The sequence below is a fragment of the Arenicella chitinivorans genome, from assembly GCF_014651515.1.
Classification (GTDB): Bacteria; Pseudomonadota; Gammaproteobacteria; order Arenicellales; family Arenicellaceae; genus Arenicella; species Arenicella chitinivorans.
Map to the genome: position 1 here is coordinate 1,040,010 of NZ_BMXA01000001.1, position 14,961 is coordinate 1,054,970.

Here is a 14,961-nt window from a genome sequence, read left to right on the forward strand (position 1 = left end):
TAGAAGAGAATTATTATGTTAGAGATAGGTTTAGGCGTTGGGTTTTTCACGGCCATCGTGTTGGCATTGGTAGCCGTTATTCTGTTTGCCAAAAGCAAGTTGGTTGCGTCCGGTAACGTGAAAATTTCGATTAATGGCGAAAAAGATATCGAAGTCCCTGCCGGTGGTAAGTTGTTAGGCGTTTTGGCTGACAATAAGCTTTTTGTGCCATCTGCCTGCGGCGGTGGTGGTACGTGTGCGCAATGCCGTGTCAAAATTCACGAGGGCGGTGGCTCTATTTTGCCAACCGAGGAGTCACACATCACTAAGCGTGAAGCAGCCGAAGGCGATCGCTTGTCATGTCAGGTTACGGTTAAGCAGGATATGAAGATCGAGGTTCCGGAAGAAGTTTTCGGGGTCAAACAATGGCGTTGTAAAGTTCGCTCAAATGATAACGTTGCGACCTTCATTAAGGAGTTAGTGTTGGAACTGCCGGAGGGCGAGAATGTAGACTTCCGGGCCGGTGGATATATTCAGATTGAATGTCCGCCCCACACGGTTAAGTACACGGATTTCCTAGTCCAAGACGAATACAAGCCAGATTGGGATCATTTCAATATTTGGCAATATGAGTCCGTGGTGAAGGAGAAGGTTGTGCGTGCTTACTCAATGGCGAACTACCCATTGGAAAAAGGCATTATCATGCTGAATGTGCGGATTGCTTCACCGCCACCTCGTACAGAGGGCTTACCGCCTGGCCAGATGTCGTCTTTTATCTTTAACCTGAAACCAGGCGATGAGGTGACAATTTCGGGCCCGTTTGGTGAGTTCTTTGCGAAAGAGACCGAGGCTGAGATGGTATTCGTCGGCGGTGGTGCTGGTATGGCGCCCATGCGTTCCCATATTTTCGATCAGCTTGAGCGCATCAAGACAAAACGTAAAATGACATTTTGGTATGGTGCACGCTCAAAACGCGAGATGTTCTATGTCGAAGATTTTGATCGTCTGGCAGCAGAGCATGACAATTTTGAGTGGCATGTTGCTTTATCAGACCCTCAGCCCGAGGATGATTGGGAAGGCTACACTGGGTTTATCCACAACGTGTTGTATGAAAATTATCTAAAGGAGCACGAAGCACCTGAAGACTGCGAATTCTACATGTGCGGACCACCTATGATGAATCAAGCGGTGATTAATATGTTGCATGAGTTGGGCGTCGAAGACGAAAACATTTTGCTAGATGACTTTGGTGGATAGTTCCTGTGTTAAGTCACTGCCTATCTAGAAAAGGCACAAAAAACAGCGGGCTGGGCTCGCTGTTTTTTTATGTGTCACTCATGCTGATATTCAGCTTATCCGGTTGTGGAGCCTTCAGTCCTGCCGTCACGGAAACCGTGTTCACTGGCCCAATTATGGGGACGGATTATCGTATTGTGGTTCGTCATACCGCCGATCACGACCCTGAGCAGATTGAACAGACGGCGATTGCTGCGATGGCGTCGGTGAACGCGTCTATGTCGACCTACTTGGATGACTCCGAAATAAGTCGCTTTAACCAGAGCGCCGCTGGCATAGAACATACGATTTCTGAGGATTTTCGCGTGGTGTTGGCGGAAGCGCTTGAGATAGCGGCGCTCACGCAAGGGGCATTTGATCCAACCATTGGTCCAGTGGTTAACGCCTGGGGCTTTGGACCGCAAGGAAAAATTGTGCGTCAACCGACAGATGAAGCCCTAGCCGCGCTGCGAGATCGTGTCGGTTACGAAAAAGTGACCTTGGTTGGTAATCGGTTGAGTAAACGCGTGGATAACGTGTATCTCGACCTGTCCGCAATTGCCAAAGGTTTTGCGGTAGATAAGGTCGCAGAAGAGTTACTGACTCTTGGGATTAATGATTTTCTGGTGAATATTGGCGGCGAGTTGCGTGGTGCCGGTTTGTCCGGTGCAGGTCATGCTTGGCGTGTCGGGGTTGAGAAGCCACAGGTTCAGGGTGGTGTCCAGCAAATCGTGACGCTAACAAATGCGTCAATCGCCACGTCTGGTGATTATCGAAATTTCGTGATTCTCAATGGTCAACATTACTCGCACACGATCTCGCCTGTCACATTTAAGCCGGTGCTACAAAAATTGGCGTCAGTCAGTGTCTTGAGCGAACGGTGTTCAACTGCCGATGCGCTGGCCACGGCGTTGTTGAGCATGGGCGAAACTCAGGCTAAAGAATTTGTGCGGGCGCATAAAATTGCTGCTTACATGTTGGTGCGATCGGATCAGAGTCCCGATGTTGACGTGGTAATTAGCCCAGAGTTTGAGATTAATTTGCGATAATTTTCTTGCACTCTGGGTGCAGCGTTACTACATTACGTACTGTGTATCGTTTTAAAATTCAATATTGCGCTTTGTTAACTGATAAAGCGCTAAGTAGTTGTAATATAAAACATTAAATTGAGCGTTGGGTTTTGGTGAAGCGTTTGATCAAGGTGTGTAATGCATCGAGGTTTTCGACAATGTTGTCGTAGTTTGACAATATGACTGGTTCCAATGATCGAGAAAAGCCAAAAGTAGGGCATAGAATGAATTTATTTTTAATCAGTTTCGCCGTTTTCCTCCTCGTTATGGTTGGTATGGCGATTGGTGTCATCGTAAACAACCGTGCAATTAAAGGTAGTTGCGGTGGTTTGAATGATATTGATGGTTTGAAAGGCGCTTGTGATATTTGTGAAGGCAAAAAAGTATGTCGCCGCCGCCGTGCTATGCAACGAAAAGCATTAAGCCAGCAAGCTTCGTAGCGCACCGTAATGACCGCTCAGGCCAAAAGCAAAGAGGCTGCCGGAGTAACGGGAAAACTGCCGCAGGAAAACGGCGCGATTCGCGAGTGCAACGGCAAAATATGTATCCACATCGATGGCTATTGGATTCGTTACTATCCGCCGCCGCCAAATACCATGGCCGAAAAAAAGGATTTGATCTTTTCGCTTCGGCGCCGTGTGTTTCATCATACTGAAGAGGGAATCAACTCGCCTGGTTGGCGCTTGGAGATCGCACGTAAGTATTATGAAGAAGAGCAGAACCCAGCCCGCAAACGTGTAAAAGCCGCAATGCTGGCGGGTTCGTTATTCAATCGCGCGACCGATATCTTCGCCAGTGTGGTGGAGCTTGAGGAGAAAGGCATCCAAGTCGACGAAAATAATCAGCTGATGAAACAGTGCGAAGCCTGTTTTATGGAAGCACTTGAGCTTGGCAAACAGGTAAGGCATTTCAGTGGTGAAGAGGGCGTAGATGAGCTTTGGGGAGAACCATTTAAAGCTTTCTCGTACCCCATGGATAAATTTTTTGAGAGCCGCTACGTCAAATTGGCGCAGACGTTCGCTGCTATCGACCGTATTATCGATCGCATGATATCCGTGTATTCCAACGTGGATGGTTTTGAAGGTGTGTTACCCATGCTGGATGAACTGCGTGAAGCTGCCAAAACGGAAGTTGAGACCATGCGTCGTGATGAGGCAATTTATGAAGTCTGGCCTCGGTATGTGGCTGCCAAAGAAGCCATCGTGGAATTCAAGCCTTGCGGTTTGATTAACCGCGAAGATCGCATTCGATACTGGGAGGATGGTATGCGCCTGTTGCATATGGGTAAGGATGTGATCGGTTACCTAAGTGGTGTTCGAGTGCCTATGCCAGTGACCACTGCCAACTATATGGCGAATTGCGACTTGTATGAACAAAACGGGTCGCTTGACTCCGAGTTCTCGATTCCAAAGCACTGCTTCAAGAATGGCAGTGGTGTCAGCTGCAATTAGCACACAATACAAATAGTCTTCGGCGTCGTTTTATGTGACACTTGCTCGCATGAAACTGCGCCAACTTCAATACGTCACGGAAGTCGTCAAGAACGGCATGAATGTCACGGCTGCAGCCGATAAGCTGTTTACCTCACAACCAGGGGTCAGCAGTCAGATCAAGCGCTTAGAGGAAGAACTCGGTGTCACTATCTTTGAGCGCAGTGGCAAACATATTAATGGATTAACCCCAGAAGGTACGCTTCTGGTAGACCGCTTCAACCTTATTCTGGACGAAGTCGACAATGTGAAACGCATCGCCGATGATTTTAGTCATCCTGATTCTGGAATGTTGTCTATCGCCACCACACATACTCAAGCACGGTACGTGTTGCCGCCGGTGATCAGCGCGTTTCGTAAGCGTTATCCTAATGTTCAATTGCAGATTAATCAGGGAACCCCAGAGCAAATTGCCAGTTTGACCGATTCTGGTAAAGCTGATCTTGGTATCGCCACTGAAGCCTTGGAGCTGTTCGATAACTTGATCCTGCTGCCATGTTATCGATGGAACCGTTGTGTCATTGTGCCGAAAGGGCATCCCTTAATGCGTGAGGGCTTGTTAACCTTAGAAGCAATTGCTCAGCATCCAATCATTACGTATACCTTCGGTGTAGCGGATCGTTCAGTGATTAATCGAGCGTTCAAGCGCAAGGGGCTGGATATTAATGTGGTACTGATGGCGGCCGATGCGGAGGTAATCAAGACTTATGTGCGCAATGGTATGGGCATCGGTATTGTCGCGCGTATGGCCTACGATCGTGCTCAAGACAAGGACTTGGCAGTGTTGGATGCTGGCAATTTGTTCGACTCCAGTGTGACCAGCCTGGCAATTCGTAAAAATGCCGTATTACGTGAATACGTCTACGAGTTTATCCAGTTGTTTGCGTCCCATCTGAAGCGTGACGTTGTCGAGCAAGCGCTAAAAGCGCACAATGACACGTCGTTGCAAGAAAAGCTGTACCGCGAGTACGTGAAAGAAGCGGAAATGCGATAGCGTTTAAATCGGCTGCCAGAAACGATCTAAACGAGGAAGGTAGTAGTGTTCTCGATTCAGCGACATGACCACTCGTCGGCTGCGGCCGATAATTTCACGACGGGGTACGAACCCAATAAAGCGTGAATCAGCGCTGTTATCGCGATTGTCACCGAGCACCAGGTAGCGACCTTTTGGTACGGTTACCTCAGCAAAACTCTGACGTGCCTGTTTGAGTGTGCTAGTGCGGATGCGATGTGGTGTTTGCCCAAATAGTTTTTCCAATTGCTCTGTCATCATCGGTGCGCGACCTAGCGTTTCGTAGGTCACGGCTTCGCCGTTGATAATCAGTTGGTTATTGGTGAGCGCGACTCTGTCACCTGGCAAGCCGATCACACGCTTGACTAGTCGATTATTGGCAATTAAGGATTCAAAAATGACAATGTCGCCACGTTTTGGATTGCCTAAGGTTAACAGCTTGGTGCTAACAAAAGGCAGCTGCAGGTCATACGCTAGTTTGTTGATCAAGATGCGATCGCCTTCAACGATGGTTGGTTGCATCGACCCAGTTGGTACGGTGTTCCAGTCCGCGAAGCTACTGCGGAATACCGACATCAAGAGCAGGAAAATCAGCAAGCCTCGATTCGCCCGAACTATTTTTCGTATCGTTTGATGCATATGCTTACCTTCGGTCATTTAGACAATGTCAGGAGACAGTGTGACCGAAGACTTGGTGGATTTGCGTGAGTATTAACAAAGAGTAGGGTTGCGCTAGTCAGGCAATGGTGAAACTGCCTATACTTCACGTATGGACTATCACTTTACTACCGATCCTGCAGAGCTGGATCTCGATGTGATTCATCGCTTTATCACTAGTACTTATTGGGCCCGCGGTATTTCGAAGGCCACGATGGCGCGTGCAGTCGCTGGTTCCGTGTGTTTTGGTATGACGACCAATCATGAGTTGGTGGCGTTCGGCCGTATGGTCACCGATGAAGCCACGTTCGCGTATTTGGCGGATGTGTTCGTATTACCAGAGCACCGCGGTCGAGGTCTTAGTAAAGTTATGCTAACGCAGGCTCTGTTATTGCCACAGTTGCAGGGGTTGAGGCGTATGTTGTTGGCCACATCGGATGCACACGGTTTGTATCAGAAAATGGGGTTTGAACCACTGCCAAAGCCAGAAATATTTATGCAAAAAATGGATCTGAGCCGGTACGATTTGGAACGCGAACAGTGATTCATCGGCGCGCTCGACTGCGAAGTCGATACACGGTCAAATAAACACGTGAGTTGTTGACATAATTTTGTTATAAAAAAACCATACTATTTCAATCAGAAGTTTTAAGGGTAGGCAGACCAGTATCGATCATTGCAGTATTCATCCGAACACGATTTAGAATCACGGAGAAAGGACGTGCCATACGACTTGAATCAACAAGTGTTGCGAACCGATGCGGCAGGCATGCCAATCGACTGGATTTCGTATAAAGATGCGGCGCGCTGTTACCATGCGGGATTGGTACTTTACAGCTGCGGGAATCTGATTTACCGGGTGCGGGGAGGCGTTAGTGGCTTAACCGGGTTGCAAAGCGTGATCGAAGTAAGTTCCATCATTGCAACACCGAGCGAGACGCAAAGTCGATTCCACCATTTACCAAGTTACACGCCACCGCTGACCAATAAAACACTGTTCTCTCGTGACGATTATGTCTGCATGTATTGCGGAAACGCGTTTGTGCGCGGTGAGTTGTCGCGTGATCACGTGCGACCCGTATCGCAGCAAGGCGAAGATATTTGGAGTAATGTGGTGACTGCGTGTAAGCGCTGCAATAATTACAAGGCGGGGCGAACGCCGGAGCAAGCTGGCATGCAATTAATCGCGGTGCCATTTGTGCCAACCCATGCAGAGTACGTGTTTCTGAGAGGGCGTCGAGTCCTGGCAGATCAAATGGCGTTTCTCAAAGCGCATTTTCCGCGCACCAGTCCGTTGCGGGCCCGTGTTGAAGACCGACAGGAAATGCTGACTATGGCGACCGCAAACGTTGCTTTGTGATGCCTCTGCGCGCTATGTGATCTGGCGCGCTGTTCTTGATACTTTGCCGTTGTCGGTGGCGGTAATTCCATGGGGGATTTTAACCGGTGCGCTGACCATTCAAGTTGGGTTTTCTCCGTTGGCAGCGCAATGTATGTCCTTGTTGGTATTCGCAGGTGCAGCTCAGTTGTCTGCCATAACCCTGGTTGGTGGTGGAAGCTCAATACTGTCAATTTACGCGTCTGGCTTCGTGATCAGTTCGCGACACCTGCTGTATTCGATCACATTTCGCCAGCATGTACAGCACTTGCCGTTGCGCTGGCGACTGGCGATTGCGTTTGTGCTGACCGATGAGATGTTCGCTGTATCCGAAGCACATACCGCCAACACCGGTACATTCTCACCAAGCTTCGCTCTGGCTTCCGGTTTCAGCTTTTACCTAGTTTGGAATTTAGCAACTTTACTTGGCATTATTGCTGGTGAGTCCTTTGGCCATTTGGAATCACTCGGTCTCGATTTTGCGATTGCTGCCACTTTTATCGCCATGACCTTTGATCAGGTGCGAAAAATGCCGGTGGCCATGACGATGCTGGTTAGTGGCGTACTTGCGGTATTTTTGCAGCCGGTGCTCCCCGATAGTTATTTAATTTTTGCCGCACTTGCCGGTATGGTGGTTGGCTATCTATTGGATAGCGACGTGGCGCCAACATGAGCTGGTTGGTTGTCATCGGTTTGACCGCGATTACCTTTGTTAATCGCTATTTGTTTTTCAGCAATCAGCTGAAACTGAGGTTGGGAGTTCGAGGTCAGCGTTTTCTGCGTTATTCCAGTTTCGCTGTGCTGACTGCGATCTGGGTACCGATAGTTATTCGGCTAGAGTATCGGCCGATGCATTTAGATATTGCTGGTTGGGACTATCTGATCGCGGCGGCCGTTGCTGGTGTATTGACCTTGATGCGGGTTCCGGCTTTGTTCGTTGTGTTGGTGAGTTCCGCGTTGTTCTTCTGTCTACGGTTTTGGGTGTTGGCCTAAATACGCCGGGTGAGGCAGTGTCTCGAGTTAAGGAAACGGGCATAAAAAAGGCGCAGAGTCTGCGCCTTTTAAGGGTATCGATCACGTATTGTGTGTTACGCATCGCGGCTGGTGATCTCCACCAAGTGGTATCCGAATTGGGTCTGTACCGGCCCATGCACCACTCCGACGTCTTCCTTGAATACGACGCGGTCGAATTCTGGCACCATCATCCCCGGGCCAAAGCTACCCAAGTCTCCGCCTTGTTTGCCAGATGGACATTGAGAGAATTCAGCGGCGGCCGCTTCAAAAGTTTTTTCGCCCGAGTCGATTTTTGCCTTTAGGTCTAGGCATGCTTTCTCAGTAGAGACCAAAATATGTCTTGCAGATGCAGTAGTCATTTGAATCGATGTAACCTGTGTTTTTCAAAGAGCGGCATAATACTTACTTTGAACTTCGAATCCCAGTTACAATCCACAAAAACAACGAATAAATTGAAAAACACCGCGCTGACCGGCGACAACTTCCTTGAATAAGATTTTTGTAAAGTTAATCCAGCTTGCGGCGACGTGCTCGTTGCTTGGTTTGGTAATGTATCAGGCTGGTCTGTTCTCAGCGGCTGGTCAACAGCAGTTTTTGACTCTTATCGGTCAGGCCAGTTTGCCTCTGTTAGTGTTGTCCGTACTGGTTGGGGTCAGCGTCAATATGGTCAGCGCATTTAAGTGGTACGTCATTACGCAGTCGCAGGGTATCGAGGCTGGCTACTGGCGGATTTTCGCGTACTATGTTGTAGGTCAGTTTTATAATATGTTTTTGCCGACCAGTGTCGGTGGGGATGTGGTTCGGTCGTATGAGTTGGGTAAGTATTCTGGTCGACAGGCTGATGCGCTCGCATCGGTGTTTGTGGAACGGTATACCGGTGTTGTGGTGTTACTGGTATGCGCGGGTTTGGCCGTGCTGGCGCAATTGTCGCGTTTTTATGTTGACTACGTGATTGTCAGTTTGATTGTGTTCGCCTTGGCATTGCTGGCTCTTGGCTGGATGGTGTTCGATCCACGTTTGTATAAATGGCTTGAAAACAAGCTGGCAAGTAGGTCATTGCTCATACAAAACGCGTTCCGTAAGGTCGACAAATTGTTCCAGGCCGTTGGCGCCTATCGCTCACAACCGCGTGTTCTGATCGTGGCGGTGATTAATTCGGTGCTGTTTTATTTTATTGCGGTGGTGAACGTTTACGTGACGGCGAACGTATTTTCCGAGGACGTGTTGTTTTGGCACATGCTGCTGGCAGCGCCCATCATCATGCTGATCATGAATCTGCCAATTTCTTTCGGTAACATTGGTTTAATGGAATTTGCCTATACTAATGTGTTTATGTTGATGGGCTACGGTCCCGAGTTGGGTTTGTCGGTGGCGTTGTTGATGCGACTCAAATCCTTTGTGGATGGCGCAATTGGCGGTGTGCTACACCCATTATTTGTGACTCAAAAGCATGAATAGTCTATTATTGCGAAACTGATTTTTAGGGTCGTTAATCTCTCAAATTCACTGGCACAGCCAGAATTATTTAGTATTAAGTTCGAATGAATATATCAATAGTAGGTACTGGCTATGTCGGCCTCGTCACCGGGACTTGTTTTGCGGACGTTGGCAATCAGGTGCTTTGTGTGGATAACAATCAAAGCAAGATCGATTTGTTGTTGGATGGAAAAATTCCAATCTACGAGCCTGGTCTCGAGGAATTGGTCAGTAGTAACATCGCGCAGCAGCGTTTGCAGTTTACCACCGACATCAATCGGGCCGTTGCGTATGCCGATATCATCTTTATTGCCGTCGGTACGCCGCCCGATGAAGATGGCTCAGCTGATCTGTCGCACGTGTTGGCCGTGGCCAAAGCGATTGGTCAGACGCTGACGGACTACCGCGTTATTGTCACCAAATCCACCGTTCCGGTCGGTACTGCCGCCAAGGTGCGCAAAGCCGTGCAGGCTGAGCTAGACGCGCGTGCGGTGAACGTTGAGTTCAGTGTTGCATCGAATCCTGAATTTCTCAAAGAAGGCGCTGCCATCGACGATTTTATGAAGCCGGATCGTGTGGTGATTGGCGCGGATGACGATCGGGCAGTGGAGCTGCTGCGAAGTTTATACGCGCCGTTTAATCGTAACCACGAGCGCTTGATTGTGATGGATATTCCGTCGGCTGAACTAACTAAGTATGCTGCCAACGCCATGTTAGCGACGAAGATTTCATTTATGAACGAGCTGTCCAATCTGGCCGAGCGCCTTGATGCTGATATTGAGCTCGTGCGACAAGGTATCGGTTCTGACCCGCGCATCGGCTACCACTTTATTTATCCTGGCTGCGGGTATGGCGGTTCTTGTTTTCCTAAAGACGTTCAAGCTTTACATCGCACCGCACGTCAGCATGGCTACAATGCTCGGATTCTGGACGCAGTAGAGGCTGTGAATCAGGATCAAAAGTCCGTCCTGCTGGATAAAATTGATGCCCACTTTGACGGCGATTTGAGCGGTAAAACATTCGCGATTTGGGGGCTTGCTTTCAAACCGAACACTGATGATATGCGTGAAGCACCCAGTCGCGTCATCATCGATGGCTTGTTAGCTCGTGGGGCCAAAGTGAAAGCGTATGATCCAGTAGCGACCGAAGAAGCGTCGCATATTTATCAGCAGCAGCAAGACGTTGCGTTTGCTGGCGACCTATACTCGGCAACCGCCGATGCAGATGGTCTGATTGTTGTTACTGAATGGAAAGCATTTCGAAGTCCTGACTTTACGCGTTTGAAGTCGCAACTGCGGACCCCCGTAATTTTCGATGGCCGTAATATTTATGAGCCGGCGATGTTGGCGCAAGCTGGATTTAAGTATTACGGTATCGGGCGCTCGAACTAATTTATTGATCCTGACGTATGACAGTACCACAAGACAAATTACAGCTTCGGGCTGATCAGTTTTCACATATCAAAACCCTGGTTGTTGGTGATGTGATGTTGGACCGATATTGGTTTGGCAGAGTTGATCGAATTTCTCCGGAAGCCCCCGTGCCAGTACTGGCCGTGCAGGACGAGCAAGTCAGAGCCGGTGGTGCGGCCAATGTTGCACATAATTTGCTGGCATTGGGAGCCAAGAGCACCTTGTTATCGGTGGTTGGTGATGACGAAGCTGGACGCGAAATCAAGCAGATTTTGAATCAGCACGGGGCTCAAACCATTCTCACCGTTGATCCGGGCATCAAAACCATTGTCAAACTGAGAATGATCGCGCAGAACCAACAGTTGCTGCGTGCTGACTTTGAGCAAAAGCCTAGCGAGGAAGTTCTGGCTCAGTGTTTGTCGGATTACCAACTCGCGGTGAACGACGCTGACGTAGTTATTTTATCCGACTACGGTAAAGGTGGTCTGACTCACGTGGCCACCATGATTGAGTTGGCGCGTCAGGCTGGTAAACCCGTCATTATTGATCCCAAGGGTAGTGATTATTCTCGTTATAAGGGCGCCACACTGATTACGCCCAATATGAAAGAGTTTGAGGCGGTGGCGGGGACCGTCACTTCCGACGCCGACTTCGGTGCTAAGGCGCAGGCACTGAGATGTGAGTTGGATTTGGATTATCTGCTGGTGACTCGCAGTGAACAAGGTATGAGCCTGTTTACTCGTGACGGTGACCAAGTGAACTCGCCAGCGACGGCATTGGAAGTCTATGATGTCAGTGGCGCGGGCGACACCGTGATATCCTTGATGGCATTAGTCGCGGTGTCAGAATTTACCAATGAGCAGAAACTTACACTGGCAAATACGGTTGCTGGTATTGTGGTCGGCAAGTTGGGTACGGCTGTCGCCACCATAGATGAAGTGATCGAAAAACTTTGATCACAGCTACATAATAGGAAAATCCAAATGATTATCGTAACGGGTGGTGCCGGGTTTATCGGCTCAAACTTGGTGAAGGGCCTCAATCAGCGTGGCCTTGACAATATTCTGGTCGTCGACGATCTGAGTGATGGCAATAAAGTTCGAAATATTGAGAGTTGTCAGATCGAAGATTACATGGATAAAGATGAGTTTTTGAAACGCATCGAGCAAGGACTTGATTTTGGAGGTCCGAGCGCGATTTATCATCAAGGGGCTTGCTCCGATACCATGGAGTCTGATGGGCGTTACATTATGGAGACCAACTATGAGTACTCCAAATCATTGTTTCGTTATTGTGGCGAGCACAGCATTCCGTTTATTTATGCATCCTCGGCTTCCGTTTATGGTGGTGGCGAGACCTTCAAGGAATCTCCGGAGCACGAGCAAGCACTGAATGCATATGCATACTCCAAACTTCTGTTTGACCGTTACGTCCGTAAAAACAGAGGTATGTCGCAGTCTCAAGTTGTTGGGCTGCGCTATTTTAATGTCTATGGCAATGGTGAAGATCATAAAGGCCGGATGGCATCCGTGGCGTACCATTTTTTCAATCAATATCACGACCAGGGATATGTCAATTTATTTGCTGGAAGTGGCGGCTATGCCGATGGCGAACAGCTACGTGACTTCGTTTGGGTAAAAGACGTTGTTGATGTGAATTTACATTTTCTGGAACACCCTGAAGATGGTGGAATTTTTAATGTTGGTACTGGCCGGGCGCAAAGCTTTAACGATGTTGCGACGGCGGTACTGAATACATTGGAAGGCGCGACTAAATCAACTAAAGACTGGGTAGCGGAAAACAAAATTCGTTACATTCCGTTCCCAGAAGCGCTGGTCGGCAAGTACCAGAGCTATACGCGAGCTGACTTGACTAATTTGACCATGTCGGGCGATTACAATAAGAATTTCGCGACTGTGGAAGAAGGTGTTAAGCAGTACGTGCAAGAAATGTCTGCCGCGCGATAGTCTGTGGGCAATGTCGTTATCTATGATTCCGGCGTTGGCGGTCTAACGATCTGGAGTGCCGTACAGCGGCAAAATCCGGCGCTGGATACGATATTTGTCAGTGACAATCAAGCGTTTCCATATGGGACTAAGTCCGATTCTGAACTGCTTTTTCGAATCCATAAAGTGGTGGCAACGATTGCTAAAAATTATTCGCCAGAAGCGCTGGTTGTGGCCTGCAACACTGCCAGCACCGTTGCCTTGCCCAGCTTGCGAGCCCAATTTGGCTTCCATGTAGTTGGCGTGGTACCTGCGGTCAAACCTGCATCGATCGCAAGTAAAACCGGCGAGATCGCGTTGTTGGCGACGCCCGCAACCGTGGAGAGAACCTATACCGAACAGTTAATCTCTGAGTTCGCGCGAGATGTAAACGTGGTTAAAATCGGCAGTAGCCGTCTCGTTGAGCTGGCGGAAGCGAAATTGCGTGGCGCGAGCGTCACCGACCAAGATTTAGCGCCGATACTGTCTCCTTTAGAGAACCATCCGAATGTCGATGTCGTGGTTCTGGCATGCACGCATTTTCCACTCTTGGCGAATGAGATTAACGCGTATTTCTCGGCCAGAAATAGATCAGTAACCCTGATTGACAGTGCCGAAGCGATTGCGCGGCGAGTCGCGTCACTGGGTATCCATTCAACGAAGGATGCTGGCAAGGCCGTTGCTGCATTCACGCGACCACTGAGTTCTGACGCGTTGCGGGACGCCTTGTACGCAATGGGCTTTAGTAAAACTCAGGTTCTGTAAGTGGTTTAATATAGCCATTTCGACGTCTTTTCTTGTACAACTCGGTTGTGCACTTACTCACTCACTTTTTATGACTGATTCTAATTTTTCTCTATTACTCAAACAGCTTGAAGCATTACTGGACGGGGAGTCGGATTACATTGCGAATGCGGCTAATATGTCGTCTCTGATCTATAATAATCTACCTGACCTTAACTGGGTTGGATTCTACTTCCTGCGCGAAGGTGAGTTGGTATTGGGGCCATTCAACGGCCAACCCGCTTGTACGCGAATACCGAACGGTCAAGGTGTCTGCGGTACGGCGTTCGCTAGTCAAGAAACGCAACGGGTTGACGATGTACATTTATTTGCTGGCCACATCGCGTGTGATGCGGCCAGTGAATCGGAAGTTGTGGTGCCATTCAAAACCGACAAGATTGCTGGTGTATTCGATATCGATAGCCCGGTCAAAGCTCGGTTTAGCGACGCTGAGCAATCGTTTTTCGAAGCGGCGGTGGCTATTTACGTCCGTGGTCTTATTTAAACCCAAGAAAAGTCCGAGCCACGTTGATCTGAAGTTTTGCATGACAATCTGTTCCCTCCCGGCGTTGAACCCTCATTGCTGACTTTCCCGAGTGCGAGTTTGCCAATTATCTGATATTTAGTTCCAAATCGATGGCGTGCGTGGCTGGTTCGGAGAATTCTAACCAACCAAGCAATGAGCTCAATACTGATAAGCTCCGCAAACGTGACTCGTGTCGACGCCATTGGCTTCTGCGGCAGAAAAAATTTGGTAGACTTTTCTAAGCCAAGTTAGGTTGACAGGGTTTGCCATACTGTCCGTAACGCGCTCGGGACTGTGACGAAAATAGGAAGTCGTACATGGGCACTCGACAAACTTTGTATCCCAAGTCTTCGAACTCAAACACGGCGTTCATGCCGTCAGTAAACATGCGGGTTTGGCAGCTAAAACCAGCGGATATCGATTCCGCCGCAATTCGGACTCGCGTGTGCCGACAAGGTCTGATAATGTACGGTTAATTGGGTTTAAGCAGGTCATTCGTGTACGACATCCGTCGATCGCAAAGGCCGGTAGGGTAGAACTCTAGTTTTATTAGACCATGTGTCAGGTGGGCTGGACTCCAGCTTGTGTTCTATACTGATAAATGGGTCAGGAAAAACTAAGGGAAGTTATTAGGGGGTAGTATGTCGATAAAAATCAATCTAAAAGACATTCAGCTGGCGCAGTTGAATCCGGAATGTGTGTTACTTATCAATCGTTTCATACGCGCTTTGAAAGCGCACGATGGTACGGCATTAAAAATTCAGGAAAAGGACATTCTGATGCAAATATCTGAACAAGCGAAGCGCACGGACGACGACGAGCTAGCTAAAATGTACAAAGAGCTAAAAGAAAAGATTCTCGTCTGCGTGCACGCTGATTTGGCAGCCAAACGCTGAGCTCGGGT

General features: G+C 48.8%; 18 protein-coding genes. 16 read left to right on the forward strand and 2 right to left on the reverse strand.

From position 1 onward, the window contains the following. Positions 1-15 precede the first annotated feature (15 nt). The 5 genes from nqrF to cysB all read left to right on the forward strand — a co-directional run bounded on the left by nqrF (position 16) and on the right by cysB (position 4,808). Positions 16-1,236, forward strand: a complete 1,221-nt coding sequence (gene nqrF, locus IE055_RS04585; protein WP_189398797.1) for an NADH:ubiquinone reductase (Na(+)-transporting) subunit F — start codon at positions 16-18, stop codon at positions 1,234-1,236. A gap of 80 nt (positions 1,237-1,316) precedes the next feature. After that, on the forward strand, positions 1,317-2,303 hold the full coding sequence (locus tag IE055_RS04590) for an FAD:protein FMN transferase (protein WP_189398798.1): 987 nt from the start codon (positions 1,317-1,319) through the stop codon (positions 2,301-2,303). A gap of 245 nt (positions 2,304-2,548) precedes the next feature. After that, complete coding sequence (gene nqrM, locus IE055_RS04595; protein WP_189398947.1) at positions 2,549-2,764, forward strand: (Na+)-NQR maturation NqrM; 216 nt, start codon at positions 2,549-2,551, stop codon at positions 2,762-2,764. 9 nt (positions 2,765-2,773) lie between these two features. Further along, positions 2,774-3,775: a hypothetical protein gene (locus IE055_RS04600; protein ID WP_189398799.1), complete on the forward strand. Its 1,002-nt coding sequence runs from the start codon at positions 2,774-2,776 to the stop codon at positions 3,773-3,775. Between the two features lie 49 nt (positions 3,776-3,824). After that, positions 3,825-4,808, forward strand: a complete 984-nt coding sequence (gene cysB / locus IE055_RS04605; RefSeq protein ID WP_189398800.1) for an HTH-type transcriptional regulator CysB — start codon at positions 3,825-3,827, stop codon at positions 4,806-4,808. A 3-nt stretch (positions 4,809-4,811) separates the two neighbouring features. On the opposite strand, the gene lepB is transcribed toward cysB, so the two are convergent. Beyond that, on the reverse strand, positions 4,812-5,465 hold the full coding sequence (gene lepB, locus IE055_RS04610; RefSeq protein ID WP_189398801.1) for a signal peptidase I: 654 nt from the start codon (positions 5,463-5,465) through the stop codon (positions 4,812-4,814). 130 nt (positions 5,466-5,595) lie between these two features. On the opposite strand from lepB, the gene IE055_RS04615 reads away from it, so the two are divergent. From IE055_RS04615 to IE055_RS04630, 4 genes are all read left to right on the forward strand, one after another. Then, positions 5,596-6,027, forward strand: coding sequence for a GNAT family N-acetyltransferase (locus IE055_RS04615; RefSeq protein ID WP_189398802.1), 432 nt, complete (start codon positions 5,596-5,598; stop codon positions 6,025-6,027). Between the two features lie 225 nt (positions 6,028-6,252). Continuing rightward, positions 6,253-6,843, forward strand: coding sequence for an HNH endonuclease (locus tag IE055_RS04620; protein WP_189398948.1), 591 nt, complete (start codon positions 6,253-6,255; stop codon positions 6,841-6,843). Then, positions 6,833-7,534, forward strand: coding sequence for an AzlC family ABC transporter permease (locus IE055_RS04625; protein ID WP_189398803.1), 702 nt, complete (start codon positions 6,833-6,835; stop codon positions 7,532-7,534). Before IE055_RS04620 ends, IE055_RS04625 begins: the two co-directional genes overlap by 11 nt. Beyond that, positions 7,531-7,854, forward strand: a complete 324-nt coding sequence (locus tag IE055_RS04630; RefSeq protein ID WP_189398804.1) for an AzlD domain-containing protein — start codon at positions 7,531-7,533, stop codon at positions 7,852-7,854. Before IE055_RS04625 ends, IE055_RS04630 begins: the two co-directional genes overlap by 4 nt. 95 nt (positions 7,855-7,949) lie before the next feature. Here IE055_RS04630 and IE055_RS04635 read toward each other — a convergent pair whose 3' ends face one another. Then, positions 7,950-8,234 carry a peptidylprolyl isomerase gene (locus IE055_RS04635; RefSeq protein WP_189398805.1) on the reverse strand — a complete coding sequence of 95 codons (285 nt, stop codon included), beginning with the start codon at positions 8,232-8,234 and terminating at the stop codon, positions 7,950-7,952. Between the two features lie 127 nt (positions 8,235-8,361). Between IE055_RS04635 and IE055_RS04640 the strand changes: the two genes are divergently transcribed. From IE055_RS04640 to IE055_RS04670, 7 genes are all read left to right on the forward strand, one after another. Further along, on the forward strand, positions 8,362-9,333 hold the full coding sequence (locus IE055_RS04640) for a lysylphosphatidylglycerol synthase transmembrane domain-containing protein (protein WP_189398806.1): 972 nt from the start codon (positions 8,362-8,364) through the stop codon (positions 9,331-9,333). An 83-nt stretch (positions 9,334-9,416) separates the two neighbouring features. Beyond that, positions 9,417-10,742 (forward strand): UDP-glucose dehydrogenase family protein, encoded by a 1,326-nt coding sequence (locus IE055_RS04645; RefSeq protein WP_189398807.1) that lies wholly within the window; start codon positions 9,417-9,419, stop codon positions 10,740-10,742. Between the two features lie 17 nt (positions 10,743-10,759). Then, positions 10,760-11,719: a D-glycero-beta-D-manno-heptose-7-phosphate kinase gene (rfaE1, locus tag IE055_RS04650; protein WP_189398808.1), complete on the forward strand. Its 960-nt coding sequence runs from the start codon at positions 10,760-10,762 to the stop codon at positions 11,717-11,719. 27 nt (positions 11,720-11,746) lie between these two features. Further along, positions 11,747-12,730 carry an ADP-glyceromanno-heptose 6-epimerase gene (rfaD, locus tag IE055_RS04655; protein WP_189398809.1) on the forward strand — a complete coding sequence of 328 codons (984 nt, stop codon included), beginning with the start codon at positions 11,747-11,749 and terminating at the stop codon, positions 12,728-12,730. A 3-nt stretch (positions 12,731-12,733) separates the two neighbouring features. Beyond that, positions 12,734-13,513, forward strand: a complete 780-nt coding sequence (gene murI, locus IE055_RS04660; RefSeq protein ID WP_189398810.1) for a glutamate racemase — start codon at positions 12,734-12,736, stop codon at positions 13,511-13,513. 70 nt (positions 13,514-13,583) lie between these two features. Beyond that, positions 13,584-14,036 carry a free L-methionine (R)-S-oxide reductase MsrC gene (gene msrC, locus IE055_RS04665; RefSeq protein WP_189398811.1) on the forward strand — a complete coding sequence of 151 codons (453 nt, stop codon included), beginning with the start codon at positions 13,584-13,586 and terminating at the stop codon, positions 14,034-14,036. Between the two features lie 662 nt (positions 14,037-14,698). Then, positions 14,699-14,953 carry a hypothetical protein gene (locus tag IE055_RS04670; RefSeq protein ID WP_189398812.1) on the forward strand — a complete coding sequence of 85 codons (255 nt, stop codon included), beginning with the start codon at positions 14,699-14,701 and terminating at the stop codon, positions 14,951-14,953. Positions 14,954-14,961 lie beyond the last annotated feature (8 nt).

Coding starts and splice junctions, on each gene's coding strand:
- nqrF (WP_189398797.1), top strand. CDS start 16: ATGTTAGAGATAGGTTTAGGCGTTGGGTTTTTCACGGCCATCGTGTTG.
- IE055_RS04590 (WP_189398798.1), top strand. CDS start 1,317: ATGCTGATATTCAGCTTATCCGGTTGTGGAGCCTTCAGTCCTGCCGTC.
- nqrM (WP_189398947.1), top strand. CDS start 2,549: ATGAATTTATTTTTAATCAGTTTCGCCGTTTTCCTCCTCGTTATGGTT.
- IE055_RS04600 (WP_189398799.1), top strand. CDS start 2,774: ATGACCGCTCAGGCCAAAAGCAAAGAGGCTGCCGGAGTAACGGGAAAA.
- cysB (WP_189398800.1), top strand. CDS start 3,825: ATGAAACTGCGCCAACTTCAATACGTCACGGAAGTCGTCAAGAACGGC.
- lepB (WP_189398801.1), bottom strand. CDS start 5,465: ATGCATCAAACGATACGAAAAATAGTTCGGGCGAATCGAGGCTTGCTG.
- IE055_RS04615 (WP_189398802.1), top strand. CDS start 5,596: ATGGACTATCACTTTACTACCGATCCTGCAGAGCTGGATCTCGATGTG.
- IE055_RS04620 (WP_189398948.1), top strand. CDS start 6,253: ATGCCAATCGACTGGATTTCGTATAAAGATGCGGCGCGCTGTTACCAT.
- IE055_RS04630 (WP_189398804.1), top strand. CDS start 7,531: ATGAGCTGGTTGGTTGTCATCGGTTTGACCGCGATTACCTTTGTTAAT.
- IE055_RS04635 (WP_189398805.1), bottom strand. CDS start 8,234: ATGACTACTGCATCTGCAAGACATATTTTGGTCTCTACTGAGAAAGCA.
- IE055_RS04645 (WP_189398807.1), top strand. CDS start 9,417: ATGAATATATCAATAGTAGGTACTGGCTATGTCGGCCTCGTCACCGGG.
- rfaE1 (WP_189398808.1), top strand. CDS start 10,760: ATGACAGTACCACAAGACAAATTACAGCTTCGGGCTGATCAGTTTTCA.
- rfaD (WP_189398809.1), top strand. CDS start 11,747: ATGATTATCGTAACGGGTGGTGCCGGGTTTATCGGCTCAAACTTGGTG.
- msrC (WP_189398811.1), top strand. CDS start 13,584: ATGACTGATTCTAATTTTTCTCTATTACTCAAACAGCTTGAAGCATTA.
- IE055_RS04670 (WP_189398812.1), top strand. CDS start 14,699: ATGTCGATAAAAATCAATCTAAAAGACATTCAGCTGGCGCAGTTGAAT.